Origin of the sequence: Leptolyngbya boryana PCC 6306 (assembly GCF_000353285.1) — a bacterium.
Classification (GTDB): Bacteria; Cyanobacteriota; Cyanobacteriia; order Leptolyngbyales; family Leptolyngbyaceae; genus Leptolyngbya; species Leptolyngbya boryana.
Window position 1 is genome coordinate 2,898,162 of the sequence record NZ_KB731324.1, and the last position, 19,811, is coordinate 2,917,972.

The window sequence follows — 19,811 nt, forward strand, 5'->3', positions numbered from 1 at the left end:
CAAAAATTAAGAAAAATCGTTAAATTCGATACATATCGATAGCGCTATCGACTGATTTATCAACAAATTTCTAAGGAGAATGATCATGAGTTTAGAAGAAAGAGCGAAGGCAGCTGCGAAGAACGTTGAAGGTAAAGTTCAAGAAGCTGTAGGCAACATCACCAACGACCCAGCCGACAAGATGGAAGGCAAAGCGAAACAAGCCGAAGCTGGCGCGCGCAACGCTAAAGAAGATGTGAAAGACGCAGCGAAAGATGTTGTTGACCGTGCATAGTCGCTCTTAATTTTCACTTCAACTTGATCAAGAGATGCCTGAGCTGGGCATCTCTTTTTTACGAAAAACCGACATTTTGAAAAAACGTAGCTTAATTTACATTTAGTTTCCGCTTAAAGTCAGATTGTTAGAATAAGTTAGATCTATGTCTAATTGTTAAGAAATTGTGATTGAGAAAGACGATCGAGCGTAATCTGACGATGAAGACACGATCCCGCAGACCGCCTAATTTTTGTTAATTTATAGGCATGTTTATTACTGCTGATCTCCTGCTCAATTATCAACGCTGTAGTCGTCGAGCATTCCTCGATCGATATGGAGATGCTGAGCAAAAAGATCCGCCCAATGATTATCTGCTGAAACTGATTCAAGACAGTGCAGAAAATCGCCGACAAGTCCTCGCAACCGAAGATCAAGAACATCGCCAACCGACTTATAAAAGTGGAGATTGGCAAAAAGGTGCGGAAGAAACCTTGAAGTTAATGCGGGCGGGTGTAGAAAGAATTTATCAGCCGATTCTGTTAGCAGAAGAAGGAAATGTAACGCTCGTTGCCAATCCAGATTTATTAGTCAAACGACCGGGACAATCCATTTTTGGCGATTGGATTTATGTTCCGACTGAGATCAAACTCAGCAAGCGTCCGAAGCAGGAATATCAAATTATCGTGGCGTACTTTGTGAAGGTGCTGGCTGCGGTGCAAGGAGCTTGGGTCGAGGAAGCTTGGTTGATTTTGAAAGAACGGGGCGCGTTTGCGGTGGATTTGTGGGAAATCATTCCGCGAATGGAAACGATTCTGACCAGTTGTATTGAAGCGGTGACAGGCGAAGAAGAACCGGAAGTGTTTATTTCTCGCAGTCGATGTAGTTTATGCCATTGGTTCAGTCATTGTTATGCGATCGCCAAATCCGACAATCATTTATCGCTGCTTCCCGGTGTGACTCAATCGCGTTATGCACAATTACAAGCGTTAAATATTACGACCTTAGAAGCCCTAGCTGAAATTCCTGCAAATCAGTTAGAACCGTTACCTGGATTTGGCAGCGAGACGGCGCGCAAGTTGGTCAGACAAGCGCGAGCAACTTTGCAGAATGTGGCGCTCTTAGGTGAAAGTTTAGCCGCGCATACGGTAGGAAAACGACCGTTTGTGATGCCAACGATTCCTACGGCTGCGATCGAACTTTATTTTGATATCGAAGCTGAGCCGAGTTTGAATCTGGTGTACTTGCATGGCGTGTTGGTCGTCGATCGCCTCCAGCAGACGGAAACGTTCCATCCCCTGCTTGCAGAGAAACCAGAAGAAGAAGCGATAGTGTGGCAAAAATTGTTGGATTTAATGTGGGCGTATCCGAATGCGCCCATTTTTCATTTTTGCCCCTATGAAGTACAGACGATGGAGCGATTGGGTAAGGTCTTTGAGACTCCTGATGAGTTGGTTAAACCGCTGCTGACGCGATTCATCGATTTGCATGACTACGTCACACAGACCGTGACGCTTCCGGTTGAGAGCTATGCGCTGAAACATATTGCGCGATGGGTTGGCTTTGATTGGCGCGATTCGACGGCAAATGGGGCACAGTCGATCTATTGGTATGCTCAATGGTTAGCAACGAGCGATCGCAGTTATTTAGACTCGATCGTGATGTACAACGAAGATGACTGTCGAGCGACCTATCAGGTGAAAGAGTGGCTAGTTGAATTTTTAGAAGCGGCGACTTTAGCCGATGATTTTGGCTACGCGGTTTAGCGGTGAATCGAGAATCGTTGATGCTCAAGTTCATGAATCCGATGCGTAAAATCTGATGAGCTATCGATAGTGAGAGGGAGACGTGATGTGCGATCGCGCTGACTCTCTTTACAGCTAGACTCATCCTTCCGGTAGTGAAAACTACAACGCTCCTCTACGATCGCGCTTTACGCTGCCTAAAAATGCGATCGTGGAGTTTTCAATGCAAAGCCATTATCCGGTCATTATTGTTGGCGGAGGGCAATCAGGCTTATCGATGAGCTATTGCCTGAAGCAGAAGAATATTGAGCATCTGATTTTCGAGAAACATAAGATCGCTCATGCGTGGCAAGCCAAACGCTGGGATACTTTCTGCTTAGTGACTCCAAACTGGCAATGTCGGCTCCCAGGCTTTCCTTATGCAGGCGACGATCCGCGCGGATTTATGCAAAAAGATGCGATCGTGGATTACATCAAGAGCTATGCTGCTTCGTTCGATCCACCGATTCGAGAAGGTGTTGAAGTCTTGAAGATTATCAAAAATGACGATCGATTTGAGCTAACAACTTCAATTGGCGATTACACAGCCGATCAAGTTGTCATCGCCGCAGGAAGCTACCATCAACCGAAAATTCCACGTCTTTCTGAACGATTTCCGTCAGCGATCGTCCAACTCCATGCGTCTGAATACAAAAGTCCAGACTTTCTACCCGATCAAATTCTAGTTGTAGGAACTGGACAATCCGGCTGTCAAATTGCTGAAGATTTGCATCTTGCAGGTAAAAAAGTCCATCTTGCTGTCGGAAGTGCTCCGCGATCGCCTCGGCTGTATCGCGGTAAAGATATCGTGGATTGGTTAGATCAGATGGGGTACTACGATCTCTCGATCGACGATCATCCTCAAAAAGAATCGGTCAGAAGTAAAGCAAATCACTATGTCACAGGTCGTGATGGCGGACGAGAAATTGACTTGCGGCACTTTGCGCGAGAAGGAATGAAGCTCTACGGCAGATTGAAAGATGTCAATGGCAGCACGATCGAGTTTGAGAACAATCTCAAACAGAACCTAGATCATGCCGATGCAGTTGCCGAAAGTATTAAGCGAACCGTCGATCAATTCATTGAAAAGAACCAGATTGATGCTCCAATCGAGCCACCTTACCAACCTGTATGGGAGCCAGACTCAGAAGAGTTAACGCTGAATGCTGCTGACATTGAAGCGATCGTGTGGTGTACCGGATATCAATCTGATTTTCGCTGGGTGGAAGTTCCAGTGTTTGATGGCAAAGGCTATCCAGGACATGAGCGCGGCGTAACGCAGATTTGGGGCTTGTACTTCCTCGGCTTACCTTGGCTCTATACCTGGGGTTCTGGACGATTCTCAGGAATTGCCAGAGATGCTCAGTATCTTGCAGATTATATTGCTGCAAGAAAGAAAGTCTCACAAGATAGTGCTTGGAGTGTTGTGAATGAGTTTTTACTCGGATCATGACCTGTTGATTTAGATAGGTCAGTTTTTGGGTTTTGCTAGCTGTGTAACCCTTCGATCAAGCTCCCTAGTTTTATGATCAGTGTTCTAGTTCTAGTAGCCAGCACTACAAAAGTTAGTAACCAATCCCCACTAATCTTGCAGCAAGCTCATCTATCAAATTTAAGGAGATCGCTATGCCAGAGGTTACAGCTCCCGCACATCAAACTGGCGATTTCTTTGTAGACTACGAAGAAAAAGTTTTTCCAGATGTCAAAGCGGAACCTGGCGAGAAAGCTTTAGTCACGTTTCACACCGTTGCTTTTGAAGGCTCGATCGGGTTTGTCAACTTGCTTCAAGCGACCCGATTACTCAGAAAAGGCTTTGAAACTTCGATTTTGCTCTATGGACCTGGTGTAACTTTGGGGGTACAACGCGGCTTCCCGAAACTCGGAGATTCTGCTTTTCCGGGACACCAGAACTTCAATGATCAACTGAGCAAATTCATGGCAGAAGGCGGCAAAGTTTATGCATGTCGCTTTGCATTGCAAGCGCTCTATGGTCATGGTGAACCTTCTTTAATTCCAGGCATTCGACCAATTAATCCATTGGATGTCTTGGATCTCGTTCTGATGCATCGCAAAGATGGTGCATTTATCCTCGATACCTGGACACTTTAAAAGCTCCGAAAATCTCCGATTGCAAGTCTAATTTTCACTTACCTCTCCCACAATGACAGATGCTCACATTGTTCGAGCGGCAGCCGTACAAATTAGTCCAGTCCTGTTTAGCCGTGATGGGACAACCGAGAAGGTTTTAGACGCGATCGCGTCCGCTGCCAAATCAGGCGCGCAGCTCGTTGTCTTTCCAGAAACCTTGATTCCGTACTATCCCTACTTCTCGTTCATTCAGCCTCCAGTGCTAATGGGCAAAGAACATATGCGGCTGTACGAAGAAGCTGTGATTGTTCCCAGTCCAGTCACAGATGCGATCGCTCGTGCTGCTCGATCGTATGGTGTCGTTGTCGTTGTGGGAGTGAACGAGCGAGACAACGGATCGCTCTATAACACTCAGCTTGTTTTTGATGCGAATGGAACCTTGGTTTTGAAACGCCGCAAAATTACGCCAACTTACCATGAGCGCATGGTTTGGGGACAGGGAGACGGTGCGGGACTAAAAGCGATCGACACTGCGATCGGGAAGCTTGGAGTGCTTGCCTGTTGGGAGCATTACAATCCACTTGCTCGCTATGCCTTGATGGCACAGCATGAGCAAATTCATTGTTCACAGTTTCCAGGCTCAATGGTTGGGCAAATTTTTACGGATCAAATCGAAGTTACCATTCGCCATCATGCTTTAGAAGCAGGCTGCTTTGTTGTGAATGCGACAGGTTGGCTCTCGCCTGAGCAAGTTGCACAAATTACGAGCGATGAGAAGCTTCAGAAGGTTCTAACAGGTGGTTGTAATACCGCAATTATTAGTCCCGAAGGTAATCATCTTTGTCCACCGATTTTAGAAGGAGAAGGAATTGCGATCGCGGATCTCGATTTCTCGCTGATTACGAAGCGCAAGCGCATGATGGATTCTGTGGGGCATTATGCTCGTCCTGATCTCCTTCAGTTGCAGGCAAATTTTGATACTCAAACGGTGCTAAAGGAGTCGCTCGAAGTGCAGCCAGCAGAACAGTTTTTAATCCCTAACCTCAATGAATAAGCAACAACTCATTACGGACTTACAATCACATGGATTGAAGCTGATTGACTCTCAAATCGGTGCATCAGGGCGACAAGGTGGAGCAGGGCCTTCAGATCACAAAGCAGTGACGATCGAAGGAACAACCATTATGGTTCCGATTTACAATACACCTGCTGCAAGTTCTCCCTATAGCACTAATCAAACGGCTCAAGTTTTAGAACTAAATGGAGAAGCGATCGCCCCGATTAGTTTTCCTAAGCAACCCAAGTTCTACAACCTCACCACAGAAGACGGGATTCCTTACTGGAAGATTGCGTTACTTCATAGTCACGATGTCCTTGCAACCACAGTTTTGCAGACCTGTATGCGATACAGCGATGCGGCTACAGCTTGTCAGTTTTGCGCGATCGGGCAATCTTTAGCGGCAGGGAAAACTATTGCTCGTAAAACGCCAGCGCAACTTGCAGAAGTTGCAGAAGCGGCAGTTCGGCTCGATCACGTGAAACACATGGTGATGACGACCGGAACACCAAATACGAGCGATCGCGGTTCAGCTTACCTGACAGAATGTGCAGCCGCCATCAAAGCAAAAGTAAATCTTCCCATTCAAGCTCAATGTGAGCCACCGGATGATTTTGCTTGGTTCGATCGGATGAAAACGGCTGGAGTGGATAGCTTAGGAATGCACTTAGAAGCGGCTGATCCAGAAGTGCGAGCAAAAATCATGCCGGGCAAAGCTTCTGTCCCACTAGATTACTATTACAAAGCTTTTGAGGCATCTGTTAAAGTGTTTGGCCGGGGTCAAGTTAGCACTTACTTGCTTGCAGGACTCGGTGATAGCTTAGAGACTTTGATTGAAATGTGCGATCGCTTAATTCGTCTCGGTGTTTATCCGTTTGTTGTGCCGTTTGTTCCGATTACAGGCACGCCTTTAGAAGGACATGCTGCTCCAGATCGTGACTTTATGCTGGCTTTGTATCAGCAAGTTGGAGCAATGATCCAGCAATCAGACTTCTCTGCAACTGAGATGAAAGCAGGCTGTGCAAAATGTGGAGCTTGCTCTGCTTTATCCAATTTTGAGTCTTAGGGGAATAGTTTGTTAATCGTGTACTAGAAAACATTTTTTCGCTGCGTTGCGATTCCGCCCTCGATTAAAATCGGGGCTAACAAAACGAAGTCCACTAAAGGGACTAAAACAGCCAGCCTGAGAGTGTTCCAGTCCCTTCAGTGGACTTTTCTCTATTAGCCCCGATTTTAATCGAGGGCGAGGCAGAATCGGAGCTTAGGGACTTTATTAACCGCAAGTTCCTAGCTATCAAATTTTGAGTCTTAGCTGTCGAATTTTGAATCCTAACCTATGTCCTATCAGTTTAAACTTGCTCAATCAGCGAGAGAGGTTCAAGCTTACTTCGATCTGCGTCGATTAATTTTTACAGAAGAACAACAACTCTTTGAAGATGATGTAGACGAACTCGATCGAATTTCCTATCCGATTATTGCTGTCGATCAGTCTCAAGTTGTCGGTGTTGTGAGAATCTACGAAATCGAACCTGGAATCTGGTACGGTGGCAGATTAGGCACGCATCCAGACTATCGAAAAGGCTGGCAGATTGGCAAAGGTTTGATTTACAAGGCAGTCACAACTGCCAACACTTGGGGCTGTCAGCAGTTCTTAGCCACCGTGCAGCTTCAAAATGTGCGATTCTTTCAAAGATTACATTGGCGATCGCAAAAAGAACTGATGATCTGCGATCGACCTCACCATTTGATGGAAGCTGACCTCGATTTCTATCCGCCCGGAACTGAACCGCGCCCAATTCTTGAGGTTCGGGAGGCATCTTGATGCTGTCATCTCTGGCTGACCAACTTCATCGCTCTTTGGGGTTGCTGCAAAAGCAAGATATTCAAACTGCGGCGAATGCGTTGAAATCTGACTGGAGCAATGCAAAAATTCGATTAGGGGATGATTGCGCAGCAATTCGCGATCGCGATGGCTATCTTCTCTTTGCGGCTGAGGGAATGTTGCCGCAATTTGTCGAGCAGGAGCCTTGGTTTGCGGGCTGGTCGGCAGTCATGGTGAATGTGAGTGATATCTATGCCATGGGAGGAACCCCGATCGCGGTTGTCGATACGATTTGGAGCAAAACTGGGCAGAATACGGACGCAATCTGGGAAGGAATGAGAGCTGCATCTGCGGCTTACAATGTCCCCATTGTTGGCGGACACACAAACTGCCATAGTTCTTATACAGCATTATCTGTCGCAATTCTGGGACGCGCAAATCGTGTGATTACTAGCTTTGATGCTCAACCTGGAGATTTATTATTAGTTGCTACTGATCTTCGAGGTCAACCTTATCCCAACTATCCCTTCTGGAATGCTGCAACTAATGCCGATCCAACTCAACTGCGAAAGAACTTGTCGATTTTGCCAAAACTAGCTGAAACTGGGCTTTGCAAGGCAGGCAAAGATATCAGTATGGGCGGCATTATTGGAACGCTGATTATGTTGTTAGAGACTTCTAACTGTGGAGCGATTCTCAATCTTGAACAAGTTCCCTGCCCGAATGAGCTTGCATTGCACGAGTGGTTAGTGCATTTTCCAAGCTATGGCTTTTTATTGAGTATTGCGCCTCCTCTCGTTCAGCAGGTGCAAGCTTTATTTCGAGAACAGGATTTAGTCTGTGAAGTTGTTGGAGAGATTCAGGCGAATCCGCAGTTGATTCTACGATCGTATGGTGAATCGATCGAATTCTGGGATCTCTCTAAGCAGGGACTGACAGGGTTTGCACCATGAAAATCGCACTCCTGACTTACTCAACCAAACCGCGAGGAAGTGTCATTCATACCTTAGAGCTTGCAGAAGCTTTGCATGATTTAGGACATTCTGTTTGTGTGTTTGCGCTGGATAAAGATGGCAAGGGATTTGATTATCCGCTCTCTTGCCAGGTGCAATTGATTCCAGCCCATCCTGCTCCATCGGAAATTGACCAACTGATTGCTCAACGGATTCAAGAATTTGTCAATTACTTCAATCAGTTTCCGCAGCAGTTTGACTGCTACCATGCTCAAGATTGTTTGAGTGCAAATGCGCTAGCAATTTTGCGAGAACAAGGATATATCCCGCATTTTGTTCGCACAGTGCATCATATTGAAGACTATCAAAGTATTTATTTGCAACACTGTCAGGATCGATCGATTCGAGAAGCTTCTCTGTGCTTTTGTGTCAGCGATCGCTGGAAGTCTGAACTTCAAGAACACTATCAAATCAATGCTCCACGTGTGATCAATGGCGTAAACCTCAAACGATTTTCGGCTCAAGATCATTTCTTTGATTTTTCAGGTCATCCCATCTATCTGACCGTCGGCGGCATTGAACCCCGAAAAAACTCTATCTGTCTCTTGCAAGCGTTTCAGAAAGTTCTGACTCGATTTCCTCAAGCGCAATTGGTGATTGCAGGGGGAGCGACTTTATTTGACTATCAAGAGTATCGAGATGAATTCTTTGCGATCGCCGAATCTCTCAATCTAAAAGACTCACTGGTACTACTTGGCGTAGTTGCTGATGCTGACCTACCCAAGCTTTACCAAAGTGCCGATGTCTTTGTATTTCCATCTGTAAAAGAAGGTTGGGGCTTAGTCATTTTAGAAGCGATCGCTAGTAAAATTCCTGTAATTACTTCCAAACAGCCGCCGTTTACTGAATTTCTCAACGAAACGCAAGCGCTACTCGTTGATCCTTACTCAGTTGATGCGATTGTCTCAGCAATGTGTTCCGTGTTTGATTCTGCCGATTCTCTAGTCGCTCAGAGCCAATCGGTTCTCTCCCAATACACTTGGGAAATTTCCGCTCAGCAACATATTCACCACTACCAAACTTTACTTTATGCCTGAAATCCGGTTTCAAATCCGTTGGTCTGACGGAACACAAGATTCTTGCTATTCTCCCTCGCTGATTGTTAAAGAGTACTTTAGTCCCAACACAGATTACGCGCTAGACGATTTTGTTGAGCGATCGCGCACTGCCTTGAATATTGCCAGCGATCGCGTCAAAGCAAAATACGGAAGACCCTGTGGGCTTGCGCTTGGGCAACTGCAAGAAATTGAGGAAAAATCAAAACAGTATGCTCAGATTCCTAATGCAAAAGTCCGTGTGATTGGATTTATTGAATAGCCAGTTAATGCATTCAGAAGCATTGGATTTGAGCAAGTTGGACAATTACTCAAGTCCATGACTTTTGCCAATCACCCAACTGCGGCGGAAAAATCGCGCCAAACTCGACTCTTCCAACGATAGATAAATCGGACGACCATGTGGGCAAGTCCGTGGATTTCGAGTGCGCTGCCAGCGATCGATTAAACTCTGCATTTCCTCAAGCGACAATGGCACTCCATTCCGAATCGCACTTCGGCAAGCAACTGCCACCTGTGCCGCCTGCAAATCTCCTCCCAAACTCAATTCAATCAATGCATCGGCACAATCCTCGCGTTGAGCGAGTAACTCAGGAGCCGATCGGACTGCCCACAATTGCTCTCCAAACGGATCAACTTCAATCCCAATCCGCTCAAGCTGTTCGATTTGAGAGCTAGAAAGCTGATTCAGAACAATGGCAGGGTCGAGTGGAATGAGTTGCCAGCGATCGCTAATTTCTTCAAACAACACTCGCTCATGAGCAATATGCTGTTCGATCAACCACATGCCTGAAGCATGTTCTGCCAAAATATATCGATTGTGAACTTGAGTCAGAGCTTTTAATGGAGAAAACGGAGCAGGTTCAGGCTGGATTTCACGCGACACATGATAGCCAGCCTCAGCTTCCGCTGCTTTGATCAGTTGGCTTGCTTGAGCCGTATAAAGACTATCAGGAACCGTATCAGGATGAATGCGAAGCGCTTGAGCGATCGTACCTTTCACCCGCTCTTTCCACTCATCCAAGTGATGTAAGTACACTTCAGCTTTGGCAGGGTGGCGATTCCAATCGATATGTTCAGGATCAAGTTGCAGATGCACTAAGCAAATCGGATGTCGATCGCGAGGTAACGTTCGCCGAAATGCGCCTAAAATCGTTTGCTCTAGGTCTGAAAATTTTACAAATCGCCCATTCACAGCAACTCTCACCCAATCTGGACGATGTCGATGCGCGCGATCGGGCAATCCTAAGACGACAGAAATTCCAGGCGATTGCAGTTCCGTTAAATCCTCGATTCGCACATCTTTCAACAATTGTGGAAGAAGATCTTTCGCAGAGTGACCGCCCCAGAGATTAAACCATACGCGATCGTTTTGATAAACCTGCCAGGTGATGCGCGGATGAGCTAACGCAATTTGATAAATCGTTTGTTGAATTGCTTTTAATTGCTGTGAAGTAGAAGGTAGTCCTTCCCGTCGCGCTTCCCAGATTTCAAATAAGCGATCGACTATGACAATCGTTCCGGGTGCGATCGCAACCGATTCGATTTGATTCGCTTCTCCCTCAGAACTATAAGCCACGCGCCATCCCGGTTCTGAAGCACTGCGGCTGAGGATTTCTAAACTAGAGAGTTGCGCCAGACTGTGCAATGCTTCGCCTCGAAATCCTAGACTATGAATTTGCCAGAGATCGGCGCGATCGCGAATTTTACTGGTGCTATGCGGCTGTGCAGCTTGGCGCAAGTTCTCCAAAGTCATGCCTGCCCCATTGTCTGCAACTCGTACTCGCCACTGGTCTGCCCAAATGGAAACAGTAATGCGAGTCGCTCCAGCATCAATAGCATTTTCCACGAGTTCACGAACAACTGCGGCAAGAGAGTCGATCACTTCTCCAGCGGCGATGAGGTGAATTACGTCGATCGGTAGCGGTTGAATCTGCTGTCCCATTCCTTCAGTTTACAGAAATCAAAAAGGGGATTGGAGGAATGAAAATCACAATCGCCCGAAGTTCTATCTCATTCGCCTTCAGATCCGGTCTGATGGATGGATTCGCTCAGGCAAAGCAAACAACTCTCTTCTGATGCGCTGTGAAAAAATGGTGTCTAGAAAAGAAAAAAGCCATTGCTGGAATCTCTTCAGCAATGGCAAGGGTTGGATTTTGTTTGATCAATTAGCCAACTGTAGTTAGCTCGGGAGCTGATGCAACCTTACTAGGAGCCGGAATCAGAGAGAAATCAACAGCCGGATGCGGATCAAGTCCAGTCACAGCATTGTGATACCGTTCCGCGATCGCATTGATAATCGGAGAATCCCCATACACGGTTTTCTCAACCGATTTCACAGGTGTAACCTCGCTCAAGGTTCCAACGATTCCGACTTCATCAGCGATGATCAACTCGGTACGCTCGATTGGGCGACGCTCAAACGGGATGCCCATCGATTGACATAGGCTTTCAATGATATCAACAGTGATGCTCTCTAGCGCACCTTCCCACGCTGGAGGTGTGAAAACTTTGCCATCTCGCACGACCAGAACACAAGTTTGTAGGGTTTCAGCGACTCGTCCTGATTCGTTGAGGATAATCATGTCGGAATATCCGCGATCGCGTCCTTCGATTTTGACAAAGCGAGCGATCTGATAATTTGTGCTGGTTTTCACGCGTGCAGGCAGCGCTAAATCTGACCCGCGCTTCCAAGGCGTAACCCCCAAATTCATAGGAGCAGGGCGAGTCATGGGAGTTTGATATGCGGTGAGAACGAGATTGCTGGTACTGCCTTCGCCCCAGAAGCCTTCATCGCCGTATAGAGTGGCTCTGACCCACATATTGCGATCGGGTCGCCACAGCAGTTTGACCAAATCATGATGCGCCTGCTCGAATTCCTCGTAACTCATCTCGAAAGGGATATAGAGCACCTTGGCAGAGCGAATTAAGCGATCGTAGTGTCTTCGCATTGCCACAATACCGAAACTTCCGTCCGGTTGCCAGTATCCTTTGAGACCTTCAAAAACGTTAAGTCCTCGAAGTATAGCTTCACTCGAAATATGAAAATTGGCTTCTTCCCAAAGGCAAATCTTGCCGCCAAAGTAAACATATTTCGGTTTTTGCAGTTGAGTAACAGAAGGAGGGGGTGAAACCATGAGCTTTAGATGTGAAAGTGAATAGGATAAAGTGGAGGTCAAAAAGTAATTAAGGATTCAGAGTCTCCACTCACTCTTATCGTCAATTATTGGTCTTCTGTCTAGCAATTCTACGGATATCTTCATTGAATCCTTGTATCCCTGCGCGATGTTTAAATTTTGCGCGTGAATGTCTTCGATCAAACGGGGTCGCCAAGAACCAGTATTGTGATTAGGCAATCCATACCATTGTGTGAGATGAATACTCGTTCAATTCCCAAAATTTCGGTCTGGTTAATTCTGACTCTGGCGATCGCAACGGTCTACGCCGGGTTGGCACTGAAAGATGCGTTCTCAGACGCAACCGTAATTCAGGATGATGCGCGAGTGTATTTGATCTGGATGCAGCGATTTCTCGATCCGTCGCTGTTTCTCAATGATCCAATGGCGCAATATTTTCATTCGGTTACCCCTTGGGGGTTGGGGACGCTGTATTGGCTGGCATCACAGCTTGGAATTACGCCGATCGTATTCAGCAAAATTCTACCTATACTGGTCACACTGCTTCTAGGCTGGTATGGCTATCGCTTGACTTTGGTCTTGTTTCCTGTGCCAATGGCTGGATTTCTGAGCAGCGTCATTCTGCTGCAAAGTTGCTGGCAGCGGGATGATCTGGCTTCAGGGTCTCCGCGAGCATTTTGGGCATTGTTGTTAGCTGCATTCCTTTACTATTTTGTAAAACGGGCTTGGATTGCGATCGCGCTAGTTGTGATTGCGATGGGGTTACTGTGCCCGTTAGCTGCTGTGCTGATTTGCATCTGGTTGGGATTGCGAGGACTTTGGGGACTAAAGCGCCGATCGATTCAACGAGCAGAATGGATCATTTTGGGAATTACGATCGCCATGTTACTGCCTTATGTCTTCAGTCAATCGGAGTTTGCGCCAACGGTGAATGCGGCTCAAGCCCGATTGATGCCAGAATTTCAGCCAGGGGGGCGCTTGCCATTTTTCTTTCCCAATCCAATGCGGTTTTGGTTTGAGGGAACAGATAGCGGGTTTCAAGTTTCATTCAATCCGGCTGTGATTGGCTTGGGATTGTTGTTACCAGGGCTTGCTAAGTTTCGGATGCCTGAACAGTTAAAGCCTGAATGGGTTGTATTGCCACAATTAGCTGGAGCCGGAATTGTTGGCTTTTTTCTCGCTCATGCTTTGTTTGTGAAATTACACTTTCCTAGCCGATACATCACTCATAGTTGGCGGATTGCAATGGCAGTCAGTGCGGGAATTGTCATTGCGATCGCACTTGAAAAGTTAAAACCACAGCGCTGGCTCTGTGCAATGCTCGTCATCGGAATTGTTGTATTTCCGCATTTTGCTTGGAAAGATTTTCCGTATACCGGGTATGCAGGTGGTAAAAATCCAGAACTGTATGAATTCTTGAAAGTACTGCCAAAGACGACATTAACCGCTTATCTTGGCGAAGATGCGAATAATCTACCTTTACTGTCTCAGCGATCGACTTTAGTTGCTCAAGAATATGCTGTGCCGTTTCATCTAGGCTATTATTTACCGATGCGGCAGAAAGCAGTCGATCTGATCAATGCACAGTATAGTGAATCATTAGAGCCTGCAAAAAAAATGATTCGGCAGTATCAAGTCACGCATTGGTTAATTGATGCAAATGCATTCACGCCAGGCTATTTGGATAGCTATCGTTGGTTTAACGTATTTCAGCAAGAGAAGAAACAAGCGATCGCAGTTCTAACCTCTGGAAAGGTTCCGGCGCTCTATCGATTCATACCCAGATGTGCGATAACTACTATTTCAGGCACAACGGTTGTCGATGCCGTTTGCGTACTCGCACAAAAATAGCTCTTGTAATATCTGTATTATATGTAGTATGCTAGTCGATCTTACAGGCTGAAAGGTTCATCATTTCAGCCAAATTTCGATTAGGGACGATCGACCATCGCCGGAGGATGTATGGCTAAATTTTTAGACATTCTCAAATATTTTCGCAACTACTGGAAGATTTCGCTTTTTAGTATTGCGATGATGAGTTTGTTCGAGATTATTGACTTATCTGTGCCGTATGCGATCGGGCAAATTTTGAACGTGTTATCTGGACAACCGTTAGATCGAGTTGTACAAGGTGGCGTAACTGCGATCGCTCAACTTGGCAATTTCGAGATGACGCAAACGTTTACACTGACCTCGCTGTTAATTTTGGTCGGGCTAATTTCGGTTGGACGTGCCCCGATTCAACCTTGGTTAGGACCTTGGTTTGCCTGGGATACAGCATTTCGAGCACGCCGAGATAATGCTGAAGCAGCGTTGAGAAAAGTATTGACGTTGCCGTTAGAATTTTACGACGAAAATAATGCGGGTAGAATTGCGGCTCGTGTTGCTAAAGGTTTATCAAACCACACCTGGACTTTTCCTGATCTCACATCTCATCTATTACCGAAGTTTTTCCGAGTCATTGGGATTTTCGCAGTTATCTGGTTTATTGAGTGGCGAATTGCGCTTCTCTTATTAGTCTCTTTCATCGGCATCTTAGCGTTTAACTTATCGGGATTAAAGCGATTATCCCAACAAGAAGAACGCTTAGATAAATATATGGAAGATACCGAAAGCCGGACTTCTGAGATTATTACCAACATTAAGACCGTTAAAGCGTTTGCGACTGAAACATCAGAACTCAAACGGCAGCAACAAAGACTCGATCGAGAATTCAAAGTCCTCGATTACCGGATTCACAAAGGGTATGTGATTCTTGGAACCTATGAACGCACGATCGTACAATCCTGTGTTTTCTTGGTCTTTGCACTGACTGTATTTGCAACGGCTCAAGGTACAATCTCGCTCGGTCATTTCATTACGACCTTTACAGTCGCGAGTATGGCGTATGCTGAGGTTGAACCGATTAGCCAATTTGCTGAGTTCTTTGCTCGTCGATATGGCTCCATGATTCGCTTCCATGAGTTTATGAAGCTCCCGGTCGGTGTGGATGCGAGTAGTCTTGCTGAGACTCCAGAAGCCGTTCCGCAGTATCAATTTACTGGAAAAGTTGAATTCTCTCATCTGAAGTTCGGGTACAGTGCCGATCGCCCTGTACTCAAAGATATCAATCTACTCATTGAACCGTATCAGACGGTGGCATTAGTCGGTCGATCAGGTTCAGGGAAATCAACGCTAGTAAAACTCTTGTTCCGTTACTTTGAACCGAATCAGGGCAAGATTCTGATTGATGGTCAAGATATCCGACGGTTAGATGTGAGCGGTTACCGGAAACGATTAGCGATCGTTCACCAAGAAGTCGATATTTTCAATGGCACGTTGCTCGATAACCTAATGTATGGCAATCCCAATGCCACGATCGAGCAAGTCCGCGAAGCCTGTAGAATTGCTCAGGCTGAGGACTTTATCAAACAGATGCCTGCGGGATATTCTACGATCGTGGGAGAACGAGGCGTTCGACTCTCAGGAGGACAACGACAGCGCATTGGGATTGCACGGGCGCTGATTGTTGATCCAGATGTGCTGATCTTTGACGAAGCAACATCGAGTTTGGACTATGAATCTGAGCGCTCGATTCAGCTAGCCATGCGATCGATTCTCGGTACGAGAACGTTGATTATTATTGCTCACCGACTGAGTACGGTGCGTGAAGCAGACAAAATTGTGGTGCTAGACCAAGGCAATATTGTCGAGGTCGGTAGCCATGATGAACTGCTTCAGCAAGGCGGATTGTATCAACGTTTGCACTCACTTCAGGAGACGGGTGAATTGCTAGCTTAGTAGCATAGATTGAATGAGGGCAAGAATCTCGCCCTCATTACTATTTCAGGACATTGAAGATTCTGTAATCTGTGTTCTTGATTAATGTGGATAGGCGCAATTAACTTGAAGATAGTTGCTGCGTTTGCGTCTCGCCCCGCATTGAAAATACGGGTCTAACTGTGCGAAGTGGGTTGAAACCCACTGAAGAAGACGTTACGATTGGCTTGTCAGTCCAGTTTATTGGACTTCGCAGCGTTAGCCCCGAATTCATTCCGGGCGGGTGAGCAACGAAGCGAGAGGAACTTTGAACTTGAAAGCTGGTTTTAGGAAGGAATTTTCTATGGCTGAACTCTTAGATATTATTGAATTGGGTCATCCGATCCTGAGGCAGAAAGCCCAAGACATCGACAATATTCAAGACGATCGCATTCAAACGCTCATTGATAACTTACTCGTCACGGTTAAACATGCAAATGGGGTTGGCATTGCTGCGCCTCAAGTTGCGGAGTCTTATCAACTCATGATCATCGCCTCGCGCCCAAATTTGCGATATCCGACTGCGCCATCGATGGAGCCGACCCCAATCATTAACCCGCGCATTCTCTCACATTCGACTGAGATGGTGAAAGGGTGGGAAGGATGTTTGAGTGTTCCAGGGATTCGAGGCAATGTTCCGAGATATCAAGCGATCGAGATCGAATTTCTCGATCGCTTTGGCAAGACTCAAAAAATGGAGATGACCGATTTCGTTGCCCGGATTTTTCAACATGAATTCGATCACTTTAATGGGACTGTGTTTGTCGATCGCGTTGAAAGCACGGCAGATCTGATCACGGAGAAAGAATATCAGAAGCTCTTAACGAAATAAGAGATACCGAAATCCGATCGCGAGGAGAAACACTCCGTACAACTTTTTCATGGTTTCTCCACTAATAAAAGGCTGATTGGCAAACAAAGCCCCAAAGTAATTGCCAATGACTAAGCCAACTGCAATCAAAATTGAATATTTAATATTAACGTTGCCCTTTTGGTAATAGACATAAGCCGCTAGAATCCCGATCGGTAAAATTTGTGCAGCAACGGATGTCCCGGTTGCGAATTTCTGCTCCATTCCCATCAGTAGAACCATCGCCGGAACCATAATTGCCCCGCCTCCGATTCCGAACATTCCGCCAGCAACTCCCGCAGCTAAGCCAATCAGCAAAAGCTGAACCCATACGATCGACATAATCTGAAGTCCTCGATAACCTGTCTGGATAGTACAGGATACGCTCATCTGATTTGTTCAAATCTGTCTTACGGCTTACATTCACCATCCAAAAGGCGATACATCACATAAGCATCAACATATCCAAGTGTTTTGTGATTGAAGGCTTTTGGGAGTGTTCCAACGATCGAGAATCCGAGCTTTTGCCAAAGTGCGATCGCGGCGTGATTCGTACTCACCACAAAATTGAACTGTATCGCCAAGTAGCCCAAATTCTTAGCTTCTTGCAGACAATGTAATCCCATGGCTCGACCAATTCCTCGACCATGACAAGTTGGATCGACCATGAAGCTAGCATTTGCAACATGAGAACCGCGATCGCGTTGATTTGCAACGAGCTTGTACATTCCGATAATTTGACCCTCTTCTTCTGCAACGTAAGAGAGGACTCCTGCTCCAAACCAGTATAAAAACGCATCGTCACGACTTGTATTTGAGTCAAAAACGTATGTATCTCCTGGCTCAATAACTACTTTGAAGATGTTCCAAATCGAGTGAAAATCGGACTTGATCGCGCGACGAATTAGCATCACAAAAACTGTATTGCCCTTAAATGAACCGAAGATCAGCTATCGTCGATAGCTGATCTGTATTGTTACATTCGCTCTAAAACTTGAATTCCTAACAGCGATAACCCAAGCTTCAACGTTCTCGCTGTCAAATCACAAAGCACCAATCGAGAAGTCCGTGCGGGTTCTGGTGCATTCAGAACTGGAACCCCTTGTTCGCGATCGTAGAACACATTAAACTTCTGACTCAGTTGGAACAGATAATCACACAATCGATTCGGAAATAGATCTTGCTCGACTTCGGATAAAGCAGTACTAAACTGAAGTAAATGCTTAGCGAGAGCTAATTCAGTTTCATGCTCTAGCACCATTTGTACATCAGAACCAAGTTGAGTGAAATCAATGTCCCCTTTCCGGCTAATGCCTTGAATTCGAGCATAGGCATACAACATATACGGTGCAGTATTGCCCTTGAGATCCAGCATCTTGTCGTAACTGAAGATATAGTTACTCGTGCGATTTTGGCTCAAGTCAGCATACTTGACCGCACTCAGCCCCACAGTTTTAGCAACTTGATCAATAAAGTTCTCAGATTCTTGGCGTTCTTCAGCCACAAGCCGAGCTTCGATATCAGCACGCGCTCGTTCAACTGCCTCATCCAGTAAATCTCTCAACCGAACTGTATCACCCGATCGCGTTTTCAGTTTCTTGCCATCTTCGCCTTGGACTAATCCAAATGGAACATGCACAATCTCAACGGATTCAGGAATCCAACCCGCTCGACGTGCGACCTGAAAAACTTGAGCAAAATGATTCGCTTGACCTGCATCTGTCACGTAAATTAAGCGATCGCTCTGATCCTGCTGCACTCGATATCGAATAGCTGCTAAATCCGTTGTTGCATAGTTATAACCCCCATCTGACTTTTGAATAATCAGAGGTAATGGATTGCCTTCACGATTCGTAAACCCTTCTAGGAACACACACTTTGCACCTTGATCTTCAACCAGCAAACCCAACTGATCTAAATCTTCGACAACCTGCCCTAACCGCGAATTGTAAAAAGACTCTCCCCGCTCAGTCAGTTGAATATCCAGCAAATCATAGATGACTTGAAACTCTCGACGAGACTGATCACACAACAATCTCCAAGCTCTCAACGTATCTTCTGCACCGGATTGTAATCTCACCACTTCTTGACGCGATCGCTCTTGAAACTCAGAATCTTCATCAAATCGCTGTTTTGCTTTCTTGTAAAACGCAACCAAATCACCTAAATCTAAAGCATCCGCCGTGGTCAAAGCTTCCGGCGCAACCTCTCTTAAATAAGTGATCAACATGCCAAATTGTGTTCCCCAATCGCCCACATGATTGAGCCGCAAGACATCATGACCTTGAAATTCTAAAATTCGTGCGATCGAATCTCCAATAATCGTCGAGCGTAAATGTCCGACGTGCATCTCTTTCGCAATATTCGGACTCGAAAAATCGACAACAACTTTTTTCGGCTCTTTCACCGCAGCAATGCCCAAGCGTGAATCCCCTGCCATTGCCGTTAATTGCGTTTGAAGGTAAGCAGGTTTCAGCGTCAAGTTGATGAATCCCGGACCTGCAATCTCAGGCGGTTCACAAAGGTCATCAATCTGCAACTGCTGAGAAATTTCTTGCGCGATCGCTCTCGGCGCTTTCCCTAAGCGCTTTGCCAATGACATCGCCACATTCGCTTGATAATCCCCAAACTTTGGATTACTCGTCGGAACCAGCATCGGATCAGTCCCAGCCAAATCAGCTCCAAACGCTGATACCAACGCGGCTTCCAAGCGATTTTTTAATTCAGCGATCGTCGCATTCATATAAATTCCTAGTCCGAAAATAGCGCAAACCTATCCTAGGATACAGACTCTACTCATTTAAAAGCGATGAATCTTCAAGAAAATGCTCTAAGTGAAAATCGAGAGAAATCATCTAAAAAATATATCTGTAGACAGAAGATGGAATACTTTCAAAATGATCCTCAGGAATCGGCTTTTTCGACCTCTGAATATTTCTTGGTTCTGTAATGCT

The 19,811-nt window shown here is 45.9% G+C and carries 18 protein-coding genes; 13 read left to right on the forward strand and 5 right to left on the reverse strand.

Annotation, left to right across the window (positions count from 1 at the left end):
* The first annotated feature begins 85 nt into the window (after positions 1-85).
* From LEPBO_RS0114555 to LEPBO_RS0114600, 10 genes are all read left to right on the forward strand, one after another.
* The gene (locus tag LEPBO_RS0114555; protein WP_026148649.1) at positions 86-274 is read left to right on the forward strand and encodes a CsbD family protein; all 189 of its coding nucleotides are present in this window, start codon (positions 86-88) and stop codon (positions 272-274) included.
* Positions 275-522: 248 nt separating this feature from the next.
* Positions 523-2,019 (forward strand): TM0106 family RecB-like putative nuclease, encoded by a 1,497-nt coding sequence (locus LEPBO_RS0114560; RefSeq protein ID WP_017288317.1) that lies wholly within the window; start codon positions 523-525, stop codon positions 2,017-2,019.
* Between the two features lie 202 nt (positions 2,020-2,221).
* Positions 2,222-3,490, forward strand: coding sequence for an MSMEG_0569 family flavin-dependent oxidoreductase (locus tag LEPBO_RS0114565; RefSeq protein ID WP_017288318.1), 1,269 nt, complete (start codon positions 2,222-2,224; stop codon positions 3,488-3,490).
* A 173-nt stretch (positions 3,491-3,663) separates the two neighbouring features.
* Entirely contained in the window at positions 3,664-4,146 is a 483-nt protein-coding gene (locus LEPBO_RS0114570) for an MSMEG_0572/Sll0783 family nitrogen starvation response protein (RefSeq protein ID WP_017288319.1), read from the forward strand.
* 52 nt (positions 4,147-4,198) lie between these two features.
* Positions 4,199-5,179, forward strand: a complete 981-nt coding sequence (locus tag LEPBO_RS0114575; protein ID WP_017288320.1) for a Nit6803 family nitrilase — start codon at positions 4,199-4,201, stop codon at positions 5,177-5,179.
* Positions 5,172-6,248, forward strand: coding sequence for an MSMEG_0568 family radical SAM protein (locus LEPBO_RS0114580; protein ID WP_017288321.1), 1,077 nt, complete (start codon positions 5,172-5,174; stop codon positions 6,246-6,248). Before LEPBO_RS0114575 ends, LEPBO_RS0114580 begins: the two co-directional genes overlap by 8 nt.
* 270 nt (positions 6,249-6,518) lie before the next feature.
* Complete coding sequence (locus tag LEPBO_RS0114585) at positions 6,519-7,004, forward strand: MSMEG_0567/Sll0786 family nitrogen starvation N-acetyltransferase (protein ID WP_017288322.1); 486 nt, start codon at positions 6,519-6,521, stop codon at positions 7,002-7,004.
* Positions 7,004-7,957, forward strand: coding sequence for a sll0787 family AIR synthase-like protein (locus tag LEPBO_RS0114590; protein WP_017288323.1), 954 nt, complete (start codon positions 7,004-7,006; stop codon positions 7,955-7,957). Before LEPBO_RS0114585 ends, LEPBO_RS0114590 begins: the two co-directional genes overlap by 1 nt.
* A complete protein-coding gene (locus tag LEPBO_RS0114595; RefSeq protein WP_017288324.1) occupies positions 7,954-9,054 on the forward strand; it encodes an MSMEG_0565 family glycosyltransferase in 1,101 nt (366 codons plus the stop codon). Before LEPBO_RS0114590 ends, LEPBO_RS0114595 begins: the two co-directional genes overlap by 4 nt.
* The gene (locus tag LEPBO_RS0114600; protein ID WP_017288325.1) at positions 9,047-9,334 is read left to right on the forward strand and encodes an MSMEG_0570 family nitrogen starvation response protein; all 288 of its coding nucleotides are present in this window, start codon (positions 9,047-9,049) and stop codon (positions 9,332-9,334) included. The genes LEPBO_RS0114595 and LEPBO_RS0114600 overlap by 8 nt, the downstream gene beginning before the upstream one ends.
* Before the next feature lie 45 nt (positions 9,335-9,379).
* Here the strand turns inward: LEPBO_RS0114600 and mutL are convergent, their stop codons facing one another.
* On the reverse strand, positions 9,380-11,017 hold the full coding sequence (gene mutL, locus LEPBO_RS0114605; RefSeq protein ID WP_017288326.1) for a DNA mismatch repair endonuclease MutL: 1,638 nt from the start codon (positions 11,015-11,017) through the stop codon (positions 9,380-9,382).
* Between the two features lie 223 nt (positions 11,018-11,240).
* Entirely contained in the window at positions 11,241-12,209 is a 969-nt protein-coding gene (locus tag LEPBO_RS0114610) for an aminotransferase class IV (RefSeq protein ID WP_017288327.1), read from the reverse strand.
* Between the two features lie 237 nt (positions 12,210-12,446).
* Between LEPBO_RS0114610 and LEPBO_RS0114615 the strand changes: the two genes are divergently transcribed.
* The 3 genes from LEPBO_RS0114615 (at position 12,447) to def (ending at position 16,839) form a co-directional block, all read left to right on the forward strand.
* A complete protein-coding gene (locus LEPBO_RS0114615; protein ID WP_017288328.1) occupies positions 12,447-14,060 on the forward strand; it encodes a hypothetical protein in 1,614 nt (537 codons plus the stop codon).
* A 111-nt stretch (positions 14,061-14,171) separates the two neighbouring features.
* Positions 14,172-15,989: an ABC transporter ATP-binding protein gene (locus LEPBO_RS0114620; protein WP_017288329.1), complete on the forward strand. Its 1,818-nt coding sequence runs from the start codon at positions 14,172-14,174 to the stop codon at positions 15,987-15,989.
* Positions 15,990-16,311: 322 nt separating this feature from the next.
* Entirely contained in the window at positions 16,312-16,839 is a 528-nt protein-coding gene (def, locus tag LEPBO_RS0114625) for a peptide deformylase (RefSeq protein WP_017288330.1), read from the forward strand.
* Here the strand turns inward: def and LEPBO_RS0114630 are convergent.
* From LEPBO_RS0114630 to argS, 3 genes are all read right to left on the reverse strand, one after another.
* Entirely contained in the window at positions 16,828-17,247 is a 420-nt protein-coding gene (locus tag LEPBO_RS0114630) for a sulfite exporter TauE/SafE family protein (RefSeq protein ID WP_197693263.1), read from the reverse strand. The genes def and LEPBO_RS0114630 overlap by 12 nt on opposite strands.
* A gap of 20 nt (positions 17,248-17,267) precedes the next feature.
* Positions 17,268-17,768: a GNAT family N-acetyltransferase gene (locus LEPBO_RS0114635; protein ID WP_017288332.1), complete on the reverse strand. Its 501-nt coding sequence runs from the start codon at positions 17,766-17,768 to the stop codon at positions 17,268-17,270.
* Between the two features lie 65 nt (positions 17,769-17,833).
* The gene (argS, locus tag LEPBO_RS0114640; RefSeq protein WP_017288333.1) at positions 17,834-19,600 is read right to left on the reverse strand and encodes an arginine--tRNA ligase; all 1,767 of its coding nucleotides are present in this window, start codon (positions 19,598-19,600) and stop codon (positions 17,834-17,836) included.
* Positions 19,601-19,811: the final 211 nt, after the last annotated feature.

Excerpts from the sequence above, each read along its gene's own strand:
- LEPBO_RS0114600 (WP_017288325.1), top strand. The coding sequence starts at position 9,047 with ATGCCTGAAATCCGGTTTCAAATCCGTTGGTCTGACGGAACACAAGAT.
- LEPBO_RS0114595 (WP_017288324.1), top strand. The coding sequence starts at position 7,954 with ATGAAAATCGCACTCCTGACTTACTCAACCAAACCGCGAGGAAGTGTC.
- def (WP_017288330.1), top strand. The coding sequence starts at position 16,312 with ATGGCTGAACTCTTAGATATTATTGAATTGGGTCATCCGATCCTGAGG.
- argS (WP_017288333.1), bottom strand. The coding sequence starts at position 19,600 with ATGAATGCGACGATCGCTGAATTAAAAAATCGCTTGGAAGCCGCGTTG.
- LEPBO_RS0114580 (WP_017288321.1), top strand. The coding sequence starts at position 5,172 with ATGAATAAGCAACAACTCATTACGGACTTACAATCACATGGATTGAAG.
- LEPBO_RS0114570 (WP_017288319.1), top strand. The coding sequence starts at position 3,664 with ATGCCAGAGGTTACAGCTCCCGCACATCAAACTGGCGATTTCTTTGTA.
- LEPBO_RS0114565 (WP_017288318.1), top strand. The coding sequence starts at position 2,222 with ATGCAAAGCCATTATCCGGTCATTATTGTTGGCGGAGGGCAATCAGGC.
- LEPBO_RS0114610 (WP_017288327.1), bottom strand. The coding sequence starts at position 12,209 with ATGGTTTCACCCCCTCCTTCTGTTACTCAACTGCAAAAACCGAAATAT.
- LEPBO_RS0114555 (WP_026148649.1), top strand. The coding sequence starts at position 86 with ATGAGTTTAGAAGAAAGAGCGAAGGCAGCTGCGAAGAACGTTGAAGGT.
- LEPBO_RS0114560 (WP_017288317.1), top strand. The coding sequence starts at position 523 with ATGTTTATTACTGCTGATCTCCTGCTCAATTATCAACGCTGTAGTCGT.
- LEPBO_RS0114585 (WP_017288322.1), top strand. The coding sequence starts at position 6,519 with ATGTCCTATCAGTTTAAACTTGCTCAATCAGCGAGAGAGGTTCAAGCT.
- LEPBO_RS0114615 (WP_017288328.1), top strand. The coding sequence starts at position 12,447 with ATGAATACTCGTTCAATTCCCAAAATTTCGGTCTGGTTAATTCTGACT.
- LEPBO_RS0114620 (WP_017288329.1), top strand. The coding sequence starts at position 14,172 with ATGGCTAAATTTTTAGACATTCTCAAATATTTTCGCAACTACTGGAAG.
- LEPBO_RS0114575 (WP_017288320.1), top strand. The coding sequence starts at position 4,199 with ATGACAGATGCTCACATTGTTCGAGCGGCAGCCGTACAAATTAGTCCA.
- LEPBO_RS0114635 (WP_017288332.1), bottom strand. The coding sequence starts at position 17,768 with ATGCTAATTCGTCGCGCGATCAAGTCCGATTTTCACTCGATTTGGAAC.
- LEPBO_RS0114630 (WP_197693263.1), bottom strand. The coding sequence starts at position 17,247 with ATGAGCGTATCCTGTACTATCCAGACAGGTTATCGAGGACTTCAGATT.
- LEPBO_RS0114590 (WP_017288323.1), top strand. The coding sequence starts at position 7,004 with ATGCTGTCATCTCTGGCTGACCAACTTCATCGCTCTTTGGGGTTGCTG.
- mutL (WP_017288326.1), bottom strand. The coding sequence starts at position 11,017 with ATGGGACAGCAGATTCAACCGCTACCGATCGACGTAATTCACCTCATC.